13 protein-coding genes and 2 tRNA genes are annotated in these 16,792 nt (G+C 67.9%); 10 read left to right on the top strand and 5 right to left on the bottom strand.

Going from position 1 to position 16,792, the window contains the following annotated elements:
- Positions 1–68: 68 nt before the first annotated feature.
- The 4 genes from CW348_RS06925 (at position 69) to CW348_RS06910 (ending at position 4,994) form a co-directional block, all read left to right on the top strand.
- Positions 69–2,171: an ATP-dependent DNA helicase UvrD2 gene (locus CW348_RS06925; protein ID WP_104612832.1), complete on the top strand. Its 2,103-nt coding sequence runs from the start codon at positions 69–71 to the stop codon at positions 2,169–2,171.
- The gene (gene tesB, locus CW348_RS06920) at positions 2,168–3,067 is read left to right on the top strand and encodes an acyl-CoA thioesterase II (protein WP_011290978.1); all 900 of its coding nucleotides are present in this window, start codon (positions 2,168–2,170) and stop codon (positions 3,065–3,067) included. The genes CW348_RS06925 and tesB overlap by 4 nt, the downstream gene beginning before the upstream one ends.
- Before the next feature lie 611 nt (positions 3,068–3,678).
- Entirely contained in the window at positions 3,679–3,960 is a 282-nt protein-coding gene (locus CW348_RS06915; RefSeq protein WP_011290979.1) for a WhiB family transcriptional regulator, read from the top strand.
- Positions 3,961–4,460: 500 nt separating this feature from the next.
- Positions 4,461–4,994 carry a M48 family metallopeptidase gene (locus CW348_RS06910; RefSeq protein ID WP_227480998.1) on the top strand — a complete coding sequence of 178 codons (534 nt, stop codon included), beginning with the start codon at positions 4,461–4,463 and terminating at the stop codon, positions 4,992–4,994.
- A gap of 229 nt (positions 4,995–5,223) precedes the next feature.
- On the opposite strand, the gene CW348_RS06905 is transcribed toward CW348_RS06910, so the two are convergent.
- The 3 genes from CW348_RS06905 to CW348_RS06895 all read right to left on the bottom strand — a co-directional run bounded on the left by CW348_RS06905 (position 5,224) and on the right by CW348_RS06895 (position 8,559).
- A complete protein-coding gene (locus CW348_RS06905; RefSeq protein ID WP_016188229.1) occupies positions 5,224–6,483 on the bottom strand; it encodes a deoxyribodipyrimidine photo-lyase in 1,260 nt (419 codons plus the stop codon).
- A gap of 118 nt (positions 6,484–6,601) precedes the next feature.
- On the bottom strand, positions 6,602–7,159 hold the full coding sequence (locus CW348_RS06900; protein WP_016188230.1) for an NUDIX hydrolase: 558 nt from the start codon (positions 7,157–7,159) through the stop codon (positions 6,602–6,604).
- Positions 7,156–8,559 carry a zinc-dependent metalloprotease gene (locus CW348_RS06895; RefSeq protein ID WP_011290983.1) on the bottom strand — a complete coding sequence of 468 codons (1,404 nt, stop codon included), beginning with the start codon at positions 8,557–8,559 and terminating at the stop codon, positions 7,156–7,158. The genes CW348_RS06900 and CW348_RS06895 overlap by 4 nt, the downstream gene beginning before the upstream one ends.
- Before the next feature lie 103 nt (positions 8,560–8,662).
- Between CW348_RS06895 and CW348_RS06890 the strand changes: the two genes are divergently transcribed.
- The 3 genes from CW348_RS06890 to CW348_RS06880 all read left to right on the top strand — a co-directional run bounded on the left by CW348_RS06890 (position 8,663) and on the right by CW348_RS06880 (position 11,340).
- Positions 8,663–9,742 (top strand): NAD-dependent epimerase/dehydratase family protein, encoded by a 1,080-nt coding sequence (locus tag CW348_RS06890; RefSeq protein WP_038043264.1) that lies wholly within the window; start codon positions 8,663–8,665, stop codon positions 9,740–9,742.
- Positions 9,743–9,808: 66 nt separating this feature from the next.
- Positions 9,809–10,240, top strand: a complete 432-nt coding sequence (locus CW348_RS06885; RefSeq protein ID WP_011290985.1) for a molybdenum cofactor biosynthesis protein MoaE — start codon at positions 9,809–9,811, stop codon at positions 10,238–10,240.
- Between the two features lie 56 nt (positions 10,241–10,296).
- Positions 10,297–11,340 (top strand): PDZ domain-containing protein, encoded by a 1,044-nt coding sequence (locus tag CW348_RS06880; RefSeq protein WP_016188233.1) that lies wholly within the window; start codon positions 10,297–10,299, stop codon positions 11,338–11,340.
- A 45-nt stretch (positions 11,341–11,385) separates the two neighbouring features.
- Here the strand turns inward: CW348_RS06880 and CW348_RS06875 are convergent, their stop codons facing one another.
- On the bottom strand, positions 11,386–11,910 hold the full coding sequence (locus CW348_RS06875) for a PPA1309 family protein (protein ID WP_011290987.1): 525 nt from the start codon (positions 11,908–11,910) through the stop codon (positions 11,386–11,388).
- Positions 11,911–12,277: 367 nt separating this feature from the next.
- On the opposite strand from CW348_RS06875, the gene CW348_RS06870 reads away from it, so the two are divergent.
- The 3 genes from CW348_RS06870 to CW348_RS06860 all read left to right on the top strand — a co-directional run bounded on the left by CW348_RS06870 (position 12,278) and on the right by CW348_RS06860 (position 15,863).
- Positions 12,278–15,298, top strand: a complete 3,021-nt coding sequence (locus tag CW348_RS06870; protein ID WP_049754916.1) for a UPF0182 family protein — start codon at positions 12,278–12,280, stop codon at positions 15,296–15,298.
- A 154-nt stretch (positions 15,299–15,452) separates the two neighbouring features.
- Positions 15,453–15,526: transfer RNA gene (locus tag CW348_RS06865), tRNA-Met, on the top strand.
- Positions 15,527–15,789: 263 nt separating this feature from the next.
- A tRNA-Met gene (locus CW348_RS06860) sits at positions 15,790–15,863 on the top strand.
- A 100-nt stretch (positions 15,864–15,963) separates the two neighbouring features.
- Here CW348_RS06860 and hisN read toward each other — a convergent pair.
- A complete protein-coding gene (hisN, locus tag CW348_RS06855) occupies positions 15,964–16,770 on the bottom strand; it encodes a histidinol-phosphatase (protein WP_011290989.1) in 807 nt (268 codons plus the stop codon).
- Positions 16,771–16,792: the final 22 nt, after the last annotated feature.

The raw sequence follows: 16,792 nt of genomic DNA, 5'->3' as shown, positions 1-16,792 counted from the left end.
CGGGACCCGGCCGGAGGAAGGGAGAGGCGTTCATGGGGCCAGCAGAGTCCGGCGAACCATGGAGGAGAATGCCGTCCGCCGAGGAGATCCTGCGTGGTCTCGACCCTGAACAAGAGGAAGCGGTCCGAGCCGTGCGCGGCCCGGTGTGCATCCTCGCCGGGGCAGGAACCGGGAAGACCCGCGCAATCACCCACCGCATCGCCTACGCCGTCGCCACCGGGGTCGTCCCGGAACAGCAGATCCTCGCCGTCACGTTCACCACGCGAGCCGCCGGGGAGATGCGCGGGCGACTGCGTGCCCTCGGCGCGCCCCGCGTGCAAGCCCGCACCTTCCACGCCGCGGCCCTGCGCCAACTCTCCTACTTCTGGGCGGATGCGGTCGGCGGCCCCAAACCCACCCTCATCGACAGCAAGATCAAAACCGTGGCCGCGGCCGCACACTCCTGCGGCTTCCAAGTGGACCGGACCGAGCTGCGCGACCTCGCCGCCGAAATCGAATGGGCGAAAGTCACCCAGACCCGGCCCACCGACTACGAGACCGCCGTGGCCAAAGAGGGCCGCACCCCCCCGATGCCGCCCCGCGACGTCGCCCGCGTCTACGAGGCGTACGAGGAGCTCCGCAGCGAACACAACCTGCTCGACTTCGAGTCGATGCTGGAGCTCACCGTGGCGATGATCCACGAACGGCCGGACATCGCGGAACGCATCCGCAGCCAGTACCGCTACTTCGTGGTCGACGAGTTCCAGGACGTCAACCCGCTGCAGAAACTCCTCTTGGACGCCTGGCTGGGGGACCGCGACGACATCTGCGTGGTCGGCGACCCCAACCAGACCATCTACACCTTCGCCGGGGCCACCCCCAGCTATCTCACGGGTTTCCCCGAGGTCTACCCCCACGCCACTGTCGTCCGACTCGTCCGCGACTACCGGTCCACACCCCAAGTGGTGCGGGTCGCCAACGCCGTGCTCCGATCAGGCGGCGCCGCGGCGCTCTCCCCCGACTACCGGATGGAGCTTGTCGCCCAGCGGCCGGACGGCCCCGAACCTACCTACACCGAGTACGACGACGACCTCGCGGAAGCCACTGCGGTCGCCGAGAAGATCACCGGGCTCATCAACGCGGGCACCCCCGCCCGGGAGATCGCGGTCCTGTTCCGCACCAACTCCCAGTCCGCCACCTACGAGCAGGCGCTCGCCGACGCCGGAGTGCCCTACACCGTGCGCGGCGCCGCCCAGTTCTTCGACCGCCCCGAAATCCGCGCGGCCCTGCACACCCTGCGCGGCGCCTCCCGGGCCGATGACGGGGAATCGCTGGTCACCACGGTCCGCCACCTGCTCCAGCCGCTTGGCCTTACCGAACAACCGCCCGAAGGCCGCCAGGCCCGCGAAAAATGGGAGTCGCTGGCGGCGCTCGCCCAGCTCGCCGAGACCATCGCGGCCCAGCGCCCAGAGGCGCGTCTCGCGGACTTCGTCGCGGAACTCCACACCCGCGCCGCCACCGAACACGCGCCCGGATTCGACGGGGTCACCCTCGCCTCCCTGCACGCGGCCAAAGGCTTGGAATGGGACGCGGTGTTCCTGGTCGGGCTCACCGAAGGCCTGCTGCCGATCATCTACGCCGAAACCCCGGAACAGGTGGAAGAGGAACGCCGCCTCTTCTACGTAGGGGTGACCCGAGCCAGGGAGCACCTCCACCTGTCGTGGGCGCTGGCCCGGTCCCCGGGAGGCCGCCGCACCCGCACGCCCTCCCGTTTCCTCGACGGGTTGCGGCCCGCCGCTGCGGCACCGGCGCGGCAGCACCGGGAACGGCACCGGAAGAAAGACCGCATGGTGCGCTGCAGGGTCTGCGGCGCCACCCTGCTGGAAGCCGTGGAGCGCACCCTGGGACGCTGCCAGGACTGCCCGGCCAGCGTCAACGAGGAGCTGCTGGAACGGCTGCGGCACTGGCGGCGTGAGGCGGCCGCACTGCAGAAAGTGCCCGCCTTCGTCATCTTCACCGACGCCACGCTGCAGGCGATCGCGGAACAGGAGCCGTCCACCGCCGCGCAACTCGCCCGCATATCCGGTGTGGGGGAGCGAAAACTGAGGCGCTACGGTGAAGCAATCTTGACGCTCTGTGCGGGTGGCACACCCGAGCAGGCCATCAGTGGACTCAGAGAGGAGACACCGTGAGCGGACCACCGGACCACGAGGGCAGCCCAGCGATAGGGGCCGGGGAAGAAGGCCTCCGGGAACTGCTCGACATCCTCGACTTGGAGCAGATCGAGGTGAACATTTTCCGCGGCCGCAGTCCTGCCGAAGGGCCGCAGCGGATCTTCGGTGGACAGGTCGCCGGCCAGGCGCTGGTCGCCGCGGGACGCACGGTGGCCGAAGACCGATTCGTCCACTCGCTGCACGCCTACTTCATCCGCCCCGGGGACCCTTCCGTGCCGGTGATCTACGAGGTGGACCGGGTGCGGGACGGAAAGTCCTTCACCACGCGGCGCGTCACCGCCATCCAGCACGGCAAAGCGATCTTCACCCTGTCCGCGTCGTTCCACCGGACTGAGCCGGGCCTGTCCCACCAGGTCCCGATGCCGCAGGTGCCGCCCCCCGAAGAGCTGCCCACCATGCAGGAACGCCTCATCCACGTCCTCGGACGTGTGCCCCGGTCAGCGGAATGGCACCCGTTTGAACGGCGTCCCGTCGGACCGCTCTCCTACGAAGTGCAGCAAGACCCGTCCCTCATCCGCACCGAGAACCCGATCTGGATCAAAGTCAACGGGAAAGTGCCAGACGACCCGCTGCTCCAGGTCTGCCTGATGACCTACGCCTCGGACATGACCCTGCTGGACACGGTCCTCCTGGCGCACGGCCGCACGTTCTCCGGGGTCTTCATGGCGAGTCTCGACCACGCCATGTGGTTCCACCGGCCGTTCCGCACCGACGAGTGGCTGCTGTACGCCCAGGAGACCCCGGTAGCGAGCGGGGCGCGCGGCCTGGCCCGCGGACTGGTCTTCACCCGCACAGGAGAACTGGTCTGCTCGGTCGTGCAGGAAGGCCTGATCCGAATCGTGGACGACGCATAGCCCGCACCGCAGGAAAAGACAGGGCATTGACGGCCTAAACCGGACACTATCCCAGGTCAAAAATAGGTTGCTGATTTTCGGTAGCCCGTTCTAGTCTGAAGGCATCGTTCAGCGTCCGTCACGGGAGGAATCCTCGTGACCACACTGCGAAGGAGGTGCTCCGATCTCATGGCATCGCTGACCGCCGGCCTCGAACTGCCGTTGCGCGACGCCTGGGGCATCGCCGATAGCAGTGATACGCGCGCGAATGTGTGGAATGCGTCCGGCCGGATCTCGACCATCGGAGAACCGACAGAGTCGGGAGCGCTTTTGATCAAGCACCGCCGAGGTACGCAGCAATTCGCAGAAGCCCGGCGCCCCGGGGGCGCGGTGGGGAAGTGTCCACTGATGAGACGTCCGGTCTGAGTATTCAGGCCGGGTAGTCCTCCCAGTGGCCGCGGATCCCCACACACGGGGCCGCGGCCTTTTTCGTGTTCCGAGCTCTCCCAGAAGAAAACCGCAGAGCTTGCGGAACTGTGCAGGTCAAGGCCCCGAGAGTGCTGGGCCACAAGCCCAGTCTCCTGTCGCCTACCGCGTTGAAAACCAAAAAGAGAATTTCAGGGAGGACGCCGATGCTCGCGTCGGTCCTTGGGTCCCCGTGGTTGGAGGGAGTCGAGATCCCCTGCCGCTCCCAGCCCGATCTTTTCTTCGCTGAGTCCCCGGCTGAAGTGGAGGCAGCCAAGGCGCTGTGTGTGGACTGCCCGGTGCGGGAGCAGTGCCTTGCCGGTGCGCTCGAACGCCGGGAGCCCTGGGGGGTGTGGGGCGGTCAGTTGCTGGTGAGCGGCAAGGTGGTCGCCCGCAAGCGTCCGCGTGGCCGTCCGCGGAAGAACCAGACCGAGCCGATCGCCGCATAATCTCGACCTTTCTCCCTGTACCACGACACCCCTGAGTCAACCGCGAAAGAGGACCACCATGGCGCTGTACCGACGTGACCAGGCATTGCAGGCAGGCACCGACCCCCGGCAGCGACGGCAGAGCTATCTCCTCGGGGCACGCCAGCTCCGTGCCCGACTGCGGGAGCAGCGCCGCCGGGAAAGGCCAGCCTCACGAATACCGGAGTCGCGCCGGTGTTGACACCACCGGTGTGAGCTGATGAAACGGGGGTGGCCGTGCGCCGCCCCCGCCCTTTTCCCCGCGGATTCAGAAAAAGGAATTTCCGGCGCATCCGAAATGTGGCCGGAAGTGGCCGCTGGAGAAGGGAACGGAAAACGCCTGATGAGGCGTACCTCGTGATCGTGTGCGCAGGTCTGCCGCAGTGCAGAGCACCAGTCCAAGGGGGCAGCTTGACCTCCCCTGTGACGTCAGACACTGCTGGGCTACCGTCGCAACTGTGCCACGAGAACCGCAAATTGAGGTGCGTCGAAGTTCCCGCCGCAGGCGGATCGTCTCGGCCTACCGCAGCGGGAACCGGACAGTCGTGCTGCTTCCCACAGGGCTCTCCCACACTGAGGAACAGAAGTGGGTGGACCTCATCCTGCAGCGGTTGCGGAGCAGAGAAGCATACCGCCACCCCAGCAACCTGGCATTGCACACCCGAGCAGTGGAGCTCGCTGAACGCTACCTAGACGGGAAAGTCCGCCCTTCAAGCGTCCGCTGGGCGGACGACCCGAGGATCCGGTGGGGCGCCTGCAAGCCGGCCGAGAAGACGATCCGGATCGCGCACCGCCTGGCAGGCATGCCCGGCTGGGTCCTCGACTACGTGCTCATGCACGAACTCGTCCACCTCATCGTCCCCGGCCACGGACCAGAGTTCTGGAGACTCGTCAACCGCTACCCGCACAGCGAACGGGCCCGCGGCTACCTGGAAGGATTCACGGACGCTCCGCGGCTGCTCACCGCAGAACACTCCCACACCACCGAACCCGACGAGCACCCCGCACACGACTGACCCCGCACAGACCCTGGCGGCACTCAGGACCCGCACCCTGCCCGCCAGCGACGAAGAACGCACCCCTTTTCCGGGACAGAGCTGACCTGATTTCTCACCGCAGCCAAGAAACCCCGACATGCCGCTGCACGTGGCCGCGCACAGGATCATCCGGCCGTACCCAGACCGGTGAAAAGGATTGGGCGGCCGGATACCCAGCGGGCGCGCCACCGGAGTGTCCGAAGCTGCGCTACCGCAGCGGCGGCGGATAGCCGCCCGGACGCGGCACCGGAGGATGGTGGACCGCGCTCCCGGAAATGCTGCGTAACTCCGGAACGAAACGGCGCACATAGTCGCCGCTGGGGTCGTAGCGCTCCGCCTGCCGGTACAGATTGATCCGGCGCGCTGGCCGCGGCACGCCCCCGGTGCCCGCGATCTGCTGCCAGTTGCCGTAGTTGTTCGCGACATCCCCGTCCACCAGCAGGGAGTAGAAGTGGTCCGCGCCCCGCTTCCAGTGGATGCGCAGCACCTGGGTGAGATAGGTGGCGGTCAGCATCCGGATCCGCCCCGGCACGTACCCCTCCCACAGCAATTGGCGCATTCCCGCATCCACGATGGGAACACCCGTCCTGCCCGAACACCACGCCGCAAACGCGGAATCGTCATCCCGCCACTGGATGGGCCGCGGCCGATAGTCGGCCCGGGGCAACCGCGGGAAAGCCTGCAGCACCTGGTGGTGGAAGTCGCGGAGCGCCAACTGCCGCAGGAGCAGCGCACCCCGAGGGTGCTCCCGCGCCACGAGCGCCACCTCCAACGGGGAAAGACAACCGAAATGCAGATGGCAGCCGAACCGGGAATCCTGGTTGGGCTGGGCAAGCCACGCGCGGATCCGCTCCCGCGCGGTACGAGGTCCGCCCTGCTCCCGCTGCGGGGCGAGCACCCCCGTCCCCAGCCGGATCAGTTCAGCGCCGGGCAGCGGCCCCGGCACCAGACCCTCCGGCAGCCTCACCCGCTCCGGGGCGGGCCGCGGGGACCGCCACTGCGCGGCACGCCACGCGTTCAGATACGGGGTGAAGATCTGGTAGTGGTCGCCGTGCGCGGGGCGCAGCGCTCCCGGCGGCACCACGGTCACCCCCGGAAAAGTCCGCACGTGGGCCCCCGCAGCCCTCACCGCCTCCGTCAACTGCCGGGCCCGCCGCACCGCGGCCGCGCTCACATCCGCGCTGAGATACACCGCTTGTGCCCCGGTCTCCGCCACGATACGGACGGTTTCGGCGACCGTGTCCCCCTGGCGGACGACAAGCTCGCCGCCGCGCTCCCGCAGCAGCCCGCGGAGCTCGGCCAGCGCCTCGAGCAGATAGGCGATCCGATTGCGTGCCGAGACCCGCACCAGCGCCGGGTCGACGACGAACAGCGGCACCACCCGGTCCGCTTCGGTGACTGCGGCGTGCAGTGCGGGATGGTCGGACACCCGAAGGTCACGGGTGAACAGCACGACGGTGGTGGACACGATCCCTCCCCGGAGAGCGGCATCCCAATGCGCTCACCCAGTGAAGGCCAATCCCCACCGTCGGAATCAAGGCTCTATCACGGACTGTGGATAATCCGCCGCTGAACGTAGTCGGAGCCTACCCCGCTGCTGCCGCGGCGCGGACCCGCTGGACCGCTGCGGCCACCAGAGCGCGGCAGGCGTCATCAGACGGCTCCGGAAGCGCGGTCACCTCGAACCAGGCCAGACCATCCGACTCAGCCGGATCCACCACGGGCTCAGCGCCGGGCGGTGCGACCGCCACATACTGCACGTCCAGGTGCCACGACCCGCCGCCGCACGGCACCGCATGCCGGTCCAACCGCACCGGCGTGGGCAGCAGGCGGAGACCCGCGATCCCCGACTCCTCCGTCGCCTCCCGCAGCGCTGCCGCAGCTAGCGAAGAGTCCCCAGGCTCGCAATGTCCCCCCAACTGCAGCCACAGCCGTATCTTGCGGTGCAAGGTGAGCAGCACCCGCTGCCCGGTAGCGTCCACGACCGCGGCGCTCGCCGTCAGATGACCGGGCAGGCACGACCGCCACATGGCGTCCGGGTAGCGGTCGAGATGGTCCAGGTAGGCGCGGCGCAGCCGCTCTTGGTCCGCATCCGGGGCGGTCCAGGACGCCAACACCGCGCGAGCGTCAGCGTGCAGGCTCAACGCTCGCCCTTGTCCTCGTCGTCTCCGTCCCGCCGCTCCTCGGACGGCTCCTCGGTCAACTGGGACAGGTCCAGGTCAGGAGAGGACGCGGAGCCGCGGACGAAATCGTCGGGCGCGTCCAAATCCTCCCCGGACGGCATGAGGTCGGGGTGCTCCCACACGGCGTCGCGGCCGTCGATCCCCCGCGCCTCGGTGAGGGCCTGCCACAGCTTCGCGGCGTCGCGCAGCCGGCGGGGCCGCAGCTCCAAGCCCACCAAGGTGGCGAACGTGTGCTCCGCGGGACCGCCCGAGGCCCGGCGCCGCCGCAGCGCCTCACCCAGCGCGGCAGCCTGCGGCAGCCGCTGCGACACCGCCGCATCCACCACGGTGGACACCCAGCCCTCGATCAGCGCCAGCGCGGTCTCCAAACGGGCCAGCGACGCCTTCTGCCTGGGAGTGTCCTCGGTCTGGAACAGCCCTTGGCCTTCCAGGCTGGACAGCGCCTCCTGCAACGACTCGGGGTTGGTGAGGTCGATGTGGCCCAGCTGCTTCTCGAAGCCGCTGATATCGAACGACATCCCGGCCGCATACTCCTCGACCAGGGCGAACAGGTGCGAGCGCAGCCACGGCACGTGCCGGAACAGCCGGTGGTGGGCAGCCTCCCGGGCCGCCAGGTACAAGCGGACCTCGTCCAGCGGGACGCCCAGCCCTTCACCGAACTCCCGGACCCCCTCGGGCAGCAGGACCGCGCGGCCTTCACCCGCCAGCGGCAGCCCCACATCGGTCGACCCCACGACTTCGCGGGCCAACTCCCCGATCGCCTGCCCCACCTGCTGGCCGACCAGCGCCCCGCCGATCTGCCGGAACATGCCCAGCAGCGGACCAGCGACCGCCGCCATCTCCTGCGGCAGGTTCTGCCCCATGGTCTCCACGACCCGGCCGGTCAGCGGTTCGCACAGCTTCGTCCAGGTCGGCACCGTCTTCTCGACCCACTCGGACCGGCTCCACGCCTCCATCGTGTGCAGGCCCGACGGCAGTGCGGTGACCTCGTTCAACCAGAGGTCCGCCAGCCGCAGCGCCTCCTGGACGCGCGCGTAGTCGACCGGGCCGATGCTCGGATCGCCGTGCTGGGAGACGACGTGCCGGGCAATATTCGTGGCAGCAGCCCAGTTGATCCCGCTCGCGCCGGAATCCTGCCCCGATCCAGAAGTCGGCTGCGCGGCGGACATCATGTCGGCGAACTGACGGAGCATCTGGGCGAACTGCTGGGGGTCCCCGAACGGGAAACCGCCCGGCGGCATGTGAGGGAAACCACCGCCGGAACCGCCTTGACCGGCTCCCGAACCGGAATCGTTAGGGCCACGACCGGATTCGTCGTCCGGGCCGTTCGACATGCTGAAACCGAAAGGTAGGTCGTTCACGATCAGACCTCGGGCAGGATAGGAACGTCTCCACTGTCACGTTAGCTGGGAGCCGCCCGGAGTGAATACTCAATCTGGCCAGGTTCGCCCACAGCACAGCCAAATGTCCGAAGGCCTGGTCGTCGCAGTGACAGGCGCGGCCTCCGGCGTTGGCCGTCTACTGGTAGAACGTCTGCTCACCGGGGAGGGTTCCAGAAAAATCTCCCGAATTATCGGCATCGACTCGCGCCGGGGAGACATTCCAGGAGTGTCCTGGCACGTCGCGGACGTGTGCGATCCGCGGCTCGCCACCCTGCTTGCGGGGGTGGACGTCCTCGTCCACACCGCCGACGACCGCTCCCTGGAGACTCCGCGACGGCAGCGCCGCACCCACAACATCCGCTCCGCACAGACTGTGCTGACTGCCGCCGCCGCGCAGCGGGTCCCCCGAGTCATCCTCATCACCAGCACCATGGTCTACGGGGCCGACCCCAACAACGAGGTTCCCCTCGACGAGACCCTGCCGTTCCGCAGCGAAGTCGACACCGGCCTCGTCGGCGACTTCGTCGAAATCGAAGAACTGGCCGCGCTGGCCCGCAGAGCCCACCCCGGACTGTCCGTGACCGTGCTGCGCCCCGCACCGCTCGTCGGCCCCGGCATGGACACCCTGCTCAGCCGGCACTTCTCCGCCCCCCGGCTGCTCACCGTCAAAGGGTGCACCCCCAAATGGCAGTTCTGCCACATCGAAGACCTCGCCAGCGCCCTGGACTTCGTGGTGCGTGCGGAGACCGAAGGCAAAGGCGGCGCCCTCGCCGTGGGCTGCGACGGCTACCTCGACCACGCCGAAGTCGAAGAGATCGCCCAACTGCGCTCCTTCGAACTCCCCGCCAACCTGGCGTTCGGCACCACCCAGCGGCTGCACCGGCTGGGCATCACCCCTGCCCCCGCCAGCGAACTGAAATTCCTCGTCTACCCGTGCGTCGTGGACTGCGCCACCCTGCGGAACGCGGGATGGCGCCCGGCCTACGACAATGTCGCGGCGCTGCGGGCCCTCCTGGAGTCCCGGTCCGGCACCCCCGCACTCGTCGGACGCAACCTCGGCCGCAAGGAGGTCACCATCACCGCAGCAGGAGCCGCCGGCGCGGTCGCCGCGATCGGCACCGCCGTCGCCGCCCACCACCTCCGCAAACGGCGCAAGAACTGAGCGGCACGACTGCGCCGCCGGTTCCGGGAGGGCACGGAAACGCGGCCCGTTGGTACTGTCTGGAGCGTGGAAGCCATCGCGCTCGCGGAGATCCGTACCACTCCGCTGTCCGTCGACGAAGTCCTCGCGGCCGTCAAAGACGACCGGGCAGGAGGGACCGCCTTCTTCGTGGGGACCGTCCGCAACCATGACCACGGCCGCGACGTGGCCGCGCTGTCCTACTCGGCGCATCCCACCGCCGAGCAGCGGATGCGCGACGTCATGGAGAAGATCGTGGCCGATACGGCCGACGGCACCGTGCACCGGGTCGCGGCCGTGCACCGGGTCGGCGACCTCACCGTAGGCGACCTGGCAGTGGTTGTCGCCGCGGCAGCCTCCCACCGGGAGGAAGCGTTCACGGTCTGCCGACGGCTCATCGACGACATCAAAGCAGAAGTGCCGATCTGGAAGCACCAAACATTCACCGAGGGCGACAGCGAGTGGGTGGGCGCTTACTAACCCCTGATCCAGCACCAGAGTCACAGCGGAAGGCTGAGCCGCATAGGCTTTCCGCCATGGTCCGTCGTGCGATGACTCTGCTCACGTCCGCCGTCCTGCTCGTCGGATTGACGGTGGCGGCGCTCGCGATCCCCGTCCCCTACGTGGTGGCCTCTCCCGGCCTGGCATTGAACACGCTCGGGGAAATCGACGGGGAACAAGTCATCCGGATCGAAGGGCAGCCGGTCTACGAGCACGACGGGGCGCTGTCCATGGTCACCGTCCAGTACTCGGGCGGACCGGACTCGCGGATGAACCTGTTCACCACCTTGAGCGCCTGGCTCTCCCCGACCCAGGCGGTGCTGCCGGAAGAGGCGATCTTCCCGCCCAACACCAGTGCCGAAGAGGTCAGCCAGACCCAGGCGGCCCAGATGGACAACTCCCAGGACGCGGCTGTTGCCGCGGCCTTCAACGAGCTGGGGATCGACTACGAGACCACCGCGACCGTGCACGCGGTCAACGAAGGCTACCCGGCCGAAGGCGTCCTGCAGTCAGGCGACGTCATCGTGGAGGTCGACGGCAAGCCCGTCGCCGACAAGAACGAGGTGGTGGCAGCGGTCAAAGACCGCTCGCCCGGGGATACGGTCCGCTTCCTCATCGAACGCGACGGCCAGCGGGAAGAAGTCGAAGTCGGCACGGTCGCTTCCGACAGCGGAGACCCCATCGTCGGCATCACCGTCGAAGACACGATGGTCTTCCCGTTCGAAGTGCAGATCAGTGTCGGCCGGGTGGGCGGCCCCAGCGCGGGAATGATGTTCGCGCTGGGAGTGATGGACCGCCTCGACCCGGAAGGGCTCACCGGCGGGCACCGGATCGCCGGGACCGGCACCATCGACCCGGAAGGCAACGTGGGCGGGGTCAGCGGAGTCCAGCAGAAGATGATCAGCGCCAAGCGGGAAGGCGCCGAATACTTCCTCGTCGCCGCGGAAAGCTGCGACCAGACTTTCGACTCGCCGGTCACCGGCCAGATCGAAGTGGTCAAAGTGGAGACACTCAAAGACGCCGTGGCAGCGCTGGAAAACATCCGCGAAGGCAACCTCGACGACCTGCCCCGTTGCTGAGCCGGGCCCCGCACCCGACTCAGCGCGCGCCGCAGGGCCCTGGGCTCAGTGGTCCTCTTCGAACGTCAACGTGAGGGCCGACGTGAGCCCGGGAATGAGGTCTTCCCCGTTGAGGACCTGGTCGTCAGAGTCGTAGCTGCGCATCCGCAGCGCCGAGTACCGGCTGCCGTCCCGCAGCACGCCCGCCACCATGCGGACCTCCTCGGCCCCCGGCTGCGCCTGGGCCCAGGCCGCGGTGTCCCCGTCCCGCGGCGGGTCCAGGGTCTCATCCGAGCCTCGGACGACCAGGCGCTCCATGACCAGCGCGCAGCCCGCCACAGTCTCGGGCCACATGATCCTGCCCAGCACCTCTTCCAAGGGCATGTCGCTCGGCAGCGGCTCCTGCTCCACGGGGGTGAGCCCGGAAGGGTCCGCCTCTTCGCTGATCCCCAGCAGTTCGGCAAGGTGGGGTTCCCGTTGCACCAGTTCTGCCGTGGGCACCAGGGCGTACATCCGGACGGGCTGGTCCCAGCCCTGCTTGGCGGCGTGGCGCTCCAGGCCCAGCACGGCTTCCCGAAGGTTGAAAGACACGATTTCTCCTGCCCTTGGAACGGTCTTGTGGGGAAAAGGATCGGCACGCACGCCCCCGCAACGCAAAGTAAGGTTCGGGGTGAAGGTTGTCCCAGGGAACCCGGTTTTCCTCGCGGGCGGGGTGTCGAAGCCGTCTCGGTGAGGTTTCGACGCAGTGAAGCGGGAACCCAACGAGATCCCGATAAGTTGCCACTGTAGTAGGGGACACCATGTCCGCATATTCGATCAGCACCAAGTCACCCGGAGTACAGGGACGGCCCTACGTTCTGTCCCGTCCCCTGCCGTGTCCGGGGACCCGTGCCACGATAGCCAGTAGGAACGAGGGGGAGGCGTGAGCTTCCGATCGCCAGGCGCGCCCACTGCGCGCATGCCCCGACGGTCCCGGTTGCTCGCGCCGGTCGGCGCAGCCGTGGTCGTCATCATCGCGGGCATCATGTTCGCCGCGAATTTCTGGACCGAGTACCGGTGGTTCGGTTCGGTCGGCTACACCACGGTCTTCTGGACGGAGCTGCGCACCCGGGCACTGCTTTTTGCCGGGGGAGCGCTGCTGATGGCCCTCGCCGTCGGCCTCAGCGTCTACTTCGCTTACCGGACCAGACCCGCCTACCGGCCGTTCAGCCTGGAACAGCAAGGGCTTGACCGCTACCGGTCCTCTATCGACCCTCACCGCAAAGTCTTCTTCTGGGGGCTTGTCGGCGGGCTTGCACTGCTCACCGGGGCCTCTGCGACCGCGGAGTGGCAGACTTTCCTGCAGTTCGCCAACGCCACGAAGTTCGGAGCCCAAGACGCCCAGTTCGGGCTGGACATCTCGTTCTACACCTTCACGTACCCGTTCCTCCAGGTGATCATCGGCTACCTGTACACGGCCGTGGTCATCGCGTTCATCGCGGGTGTGGTGGTGCACTACCTGTACGGCGGGGTGCGGCTGCAAGCCCAAGGGCAGCGCGTCACCCCGGCAGCGCGCGTGCACCTGTCCGTCCTGCTGGGCGTCTTCCTGCTGCTGCGGGCTGCCGACTACTGGCTGGAGCAGTACGGGCTGGTCTTCTCTAACCGCGGCTACACCTTCGGCGCGTCCTACACCGACGTCAACGCGGTCCTGTACGCCAAGATCATCCTGTTCTTCATCGCGCTGGTGTGCGCGGTGCTGTTCTTCGCCAACATCTACTTCAAGAACGCCAGGGTGCCGCTGGTCAGCCTGGGATTGATGGTGCTCTCGGCGATCCTCATCGGCGGGGTCTACCCGGCGATCGTCCAGCAGGTCACCGTCTCCCCCAACGAGCAGCGGCTGGAACGGCCCTACATCCAGCGCAACATCGAGGCCACCCGGGCCGCGTACGGTATCGACGGCGCCGAGGTGATCGACTACGACGCGCAGACCGAGCTGACCACCGCGGAGCTGGCAGCGGAGGCCGAGACCATTCCCAGCGTGCGCCTGGTGGACCCGGCCGTGGTCTCGCAGACTTTCCAGCAGCTCCAGCAGGTCCGCGGCTTCTACCAGTTCCCCCAGGTCCTGGAGGTCGACCGGTACACCACCTCGGACGGCGAGACGGTGGACACGATCGTGGCAGCCCGGGAACTCGACGGTCCCCCCAGCCAGGAGGACCGGTGGCTGACCCGCCACTTGGTCTACACCCACGGTTTCGGCATGGTCGCCGCCGCGGGCAACCAGGTGGACTCCGAGGGGCGTCCAGTGTTCCTGGAGTACAACATTCCGCCGACCGGTGAACTGTCCCAGGTGGGGGAGGGCTACGAGCCGCGCATCTACTTCGGCCGCGAAGGCGCCGAGTACGTGATCGTCAACGCCGAAGCCGAGTACGACTACCCGGTGGACCCCGACACGCCGGAGGTTCCCACCACCGAAGACGCGGTCGTTCCGACCCCTTCCCCGTCGCCGGAGGCGGACGAAGCTCCAGCACCTGCCGACAGCCGCGAGGAAGGCTCCGCGCAAGAGCAGCAGGACCAGGAAGGCCAGGACGGCGGGGAGGACGCCCAGGGCACTGAGGAGGAGCAGTCCGGCCAGGGCAGCGGCCAGGCCAACAACTACTACGACGGTAAAGGCGGCGTGCAGCTCAAGAGCTTCTTCGACAAGCTCATGTACGCGCTCAAGTACCAGGAGATCAACATCCTCCTCAACAACGCGATCAGCAACGAGTCGCAGATCATCTACGTCCGCGACCCTGCTGAGCGGGTGGAGAAGGTCGCTCCTTTCCTCACCGTGGACGGCAAGGCGTACCCGGCGGTGGTGGACGGCCGGATCGTGTGGATCGTCGACGCCTACACCACTTCGGACCGGTACCCCTACTCCACGCCGATCGACCTGGCCCAAGCCACGACGGACACCTTCACCGAGAGCACCACGGCGGTCAACGCGCTGCCGGGCAACCGGGTGAACTACATCCGCAACTCGGTCAAGGCCACCGTGGACGCCTACGACGGGACCGTGACCCTGTACGGCTGGGACGAGGAAGACCCGGTCCTGCAGACCTGGTCCAAGGCGTTCCCTGGAGTGGTCACCAGCAAGGACGAGATCAGCGACACGCTACTGTCCCACCTGCGCTACCCGGACGACCTGTACAAGGTGCAGCGGGAGATCCTGGAGCGCTACCACATCACCAACGCCGACGCCTTCTACGGCGGCCAGGACTTCTGGACCGTGCCCAACGACCCGAAGCCGCAGGCGGGCAACAACCCGGAGCCGCCCTACCGCCAGACCATCCGCTTCCCGGGCGACGACACGCCGACGTACTCGCTGACGTCGACCTTCGTGCCCCGGGGCCGGGAGAACCTGGCGGCGTTCATGGCCGTGAACAGCGACGCGTCGTCGGAGGACTACGGCCAGATGCGCATCCTGGAGCTGCCGCGGAGCACCGCGGTCCAAGGGCCGGGGCAGATCCAGAACACCTTCCAGTCCTCGGCTGAGGTGCGTGAAGTGCTGCTCCCCTTGGAGCAGAGCTCGGCCCAGGTCACCTACGGCAACCTGCTCACCTTGCCTTTCGCTGGCGGTCTGCTCTATGTGGAACCGCTCTACGTGCAGGCCGGGGGCAGCGACGCCTCCTATCCGCTGCTGCAGCAGGTCCTGGTCGGCTTCGGCGACCAGGTCGCTATCGGCAGCAACCTCCAGGAGGCGCTGAACAACCTCTTCGACGGGGACGAGGCCCCCTTGGAGGAGCCCACCACAGACGGAGAGGCCCGGGAGGAAGAGGAGCAGCCGCAGGCGAGCAGCGACCTCGCCCAGGCGCTGGAGGACGCCGCGGAAGCGTACGAAGAGGGTCAGGCAGCGCTGCGGGAAGGCGACTTCGCCGCCTACGGCGAGGCCAACGAGCGGTTGAAGGAGGCCCTCGACCGCGCGAAGGCCGCATCCGGAAGCAACGAGGAGAAGGACGAGTAGCCGGCTGCCGCGCTGCTGAAGCCGGGGTGCCGCGGGAATACGTGCGGCACCCCGGCTGTTGTCATCAACGACAGCAGAAAGCGGTGTGACACAGACGGCACGGCGCCGATTTGGCGCTGCTGGGAGATCACGCTAGCCTGTAAAGCGACAGCGACGCGGGGTGGAGCAGTTCGGTAGCTCGCTGGGCTCATAACCCAGAGGTCGCAGGTTCAAATCCTGCCCCCGCTACTAGATGCGCTAGGCATAGCCGTGGTCCCCACCGAGTGTGGGGACCACGGCGTTTCCGGGTCCACCTACCGGGTCCGTGGGCAGGACACGGCAGTGGGCCCGGGCCACACCGGTCGCACGTCCCCCAGCCGGAAGGGGTCAGCACGGCAGGGGATGCCGCAGCCGGAACCCAAGGCCCCGGCGCGCGGTCGTCGCAGACCGATGACACCGGGATTCTGATTTGCTTTCCCTAGCAACCGTGTCTAGGGTTAAGAACAGACCGACGCGGGGTGGAGCAGTTCGGTAGCTCGCTGGGCTCATAACCCAGAGGTCGCAGGTTCAAATCCTGTCCCCGCTACTACGCCATGAGGCCGACTGTGGAAACACAGTTGGCCTCACGCGTTTCTGGGGCCCCTCACCAGTGCCGCCGCTGTCTGAACCCTGCTGCGGCTGCGGGCTCACGTCCGGCGCAGCGGAATGGGGCCGCCGTTGAGCTGGGTGAGCACGGCATCGTGCAGCAGCCCGTTGCTGCACACCAGCGCTCCTCCGTCGGTGAACGGGCCGCCGTTCAGGCTCGTGGCCCGACCGCCCGCCTCCTCCAGGATGAGCGGCAGCGGGGCCGCGTCCCACAGCGACAGCTCCGGTTCCATCGACAAGTCCACGGCGCCTTCCGCGACCATCACGTGGGACCAGAAGTCGCCGTAGGCGCGCGTCCGCCACACGGAGCGGGTCAGGTCCAGGAAATAGTCGAGGCGCCCCTGCTCTTCCCAACCGGTCAGCGAAGAGAAGGACAGGGAAGCGTCCTCCAAACGGGACACGGCAGATACCCGGCAGCGCGTGGCCTTGGCGAGGCTGCGGCCGCTCCACGCGCCACCGCCCTTCGACGCCCACCAGCGGCGGTTCAGCGCGGGCGCCGACACCACACCCACCACGGGCTGGTCGCCTTCCAGCAGCGCAATCAGCGTGGCCCACACGGGCACGCCCCGCACATAGTTCTTGGTGCCGTCAATCGGGTCCACCACCCAGCGACGGGCGCTGTTCCCGCTCGTGCCGTACTCCTCCCCGACAACGGCGTCCCGGGGCCGGGCCCGGGAGAGGATGGAGCGCACCGTCTCCTCCACCGCACGGTCGGCTTCGGTGACCGGCGTCAGGTCAGGCTTAGTGTCGACCTTGAGGTCGAGGGAGCGGAAAAGCCGCAGGGAGATGTCGTCTGCCGCGTCAGCGAGCACATGCGCGAGACGCAGGTCATCATCAAAGGCCGCCATGGCCGGTAACGCTACCGTTCTT

Source organism: Thermobifida sp. (assembly GCF_017577275.1).
Taxonomy (GTDB): Bacteria; Actinomycetota; Actinomycetes; order Streptosporangiales; family Streptosporangiaceae; genus Thermobifida; species Thermobifida fusca.
Note: the sequence above shows the minus strand (reverse complement) of the source record. Positions and strands in the feature narration are given on the sequence as shown.

Bases quoted from the DNA above. Each gene is read 5' to 3' on its own strand.
- CW348_RS06925 (WP_104612832.1), top strand. From the start codon at position 69: ATGCCGTCCGCCGAGGAGATCCTGCGTGGTCTCGACCCTGAACAAGAG.
- CW348_RS06915 (WP_011290979.1), top strand. From the start codon at position 3,679: ATGCTCGCGTCGGTCCTTGGGTCCCCGTGGTTGGAGGGAGTCGAGATC.
- CW348_RS06890 (WP_038043264.1), top strand. From the start codon at position 8,663: ATGTCCGAAGGCCTGGTCGTCGCAGTGACAGGCGCGGCCTCCGGCGTT.
- CW348_RS06880 (WP_016188233.1), top strand. From the start codon at position 10,297: ATGGTCCGTCGTGCGATGACTCTGCTCACGTCCGCCGTCCTGCTCGTC.
- CW348_RS06870 (WP_049754916.1), top strand. From the start codon at position 12,278: ATGCCCCGACGGTCCCGGTTGCTCGCGCCGGTCGGCGCAGCCGTGGTC.
- hisN (WP_011290989.1), bottom strand. From the start codon at position 16,770: ATGGCGGCCTTTGATGATGACCTGCGTCTCGCGCATGTGCTCGCTGAC.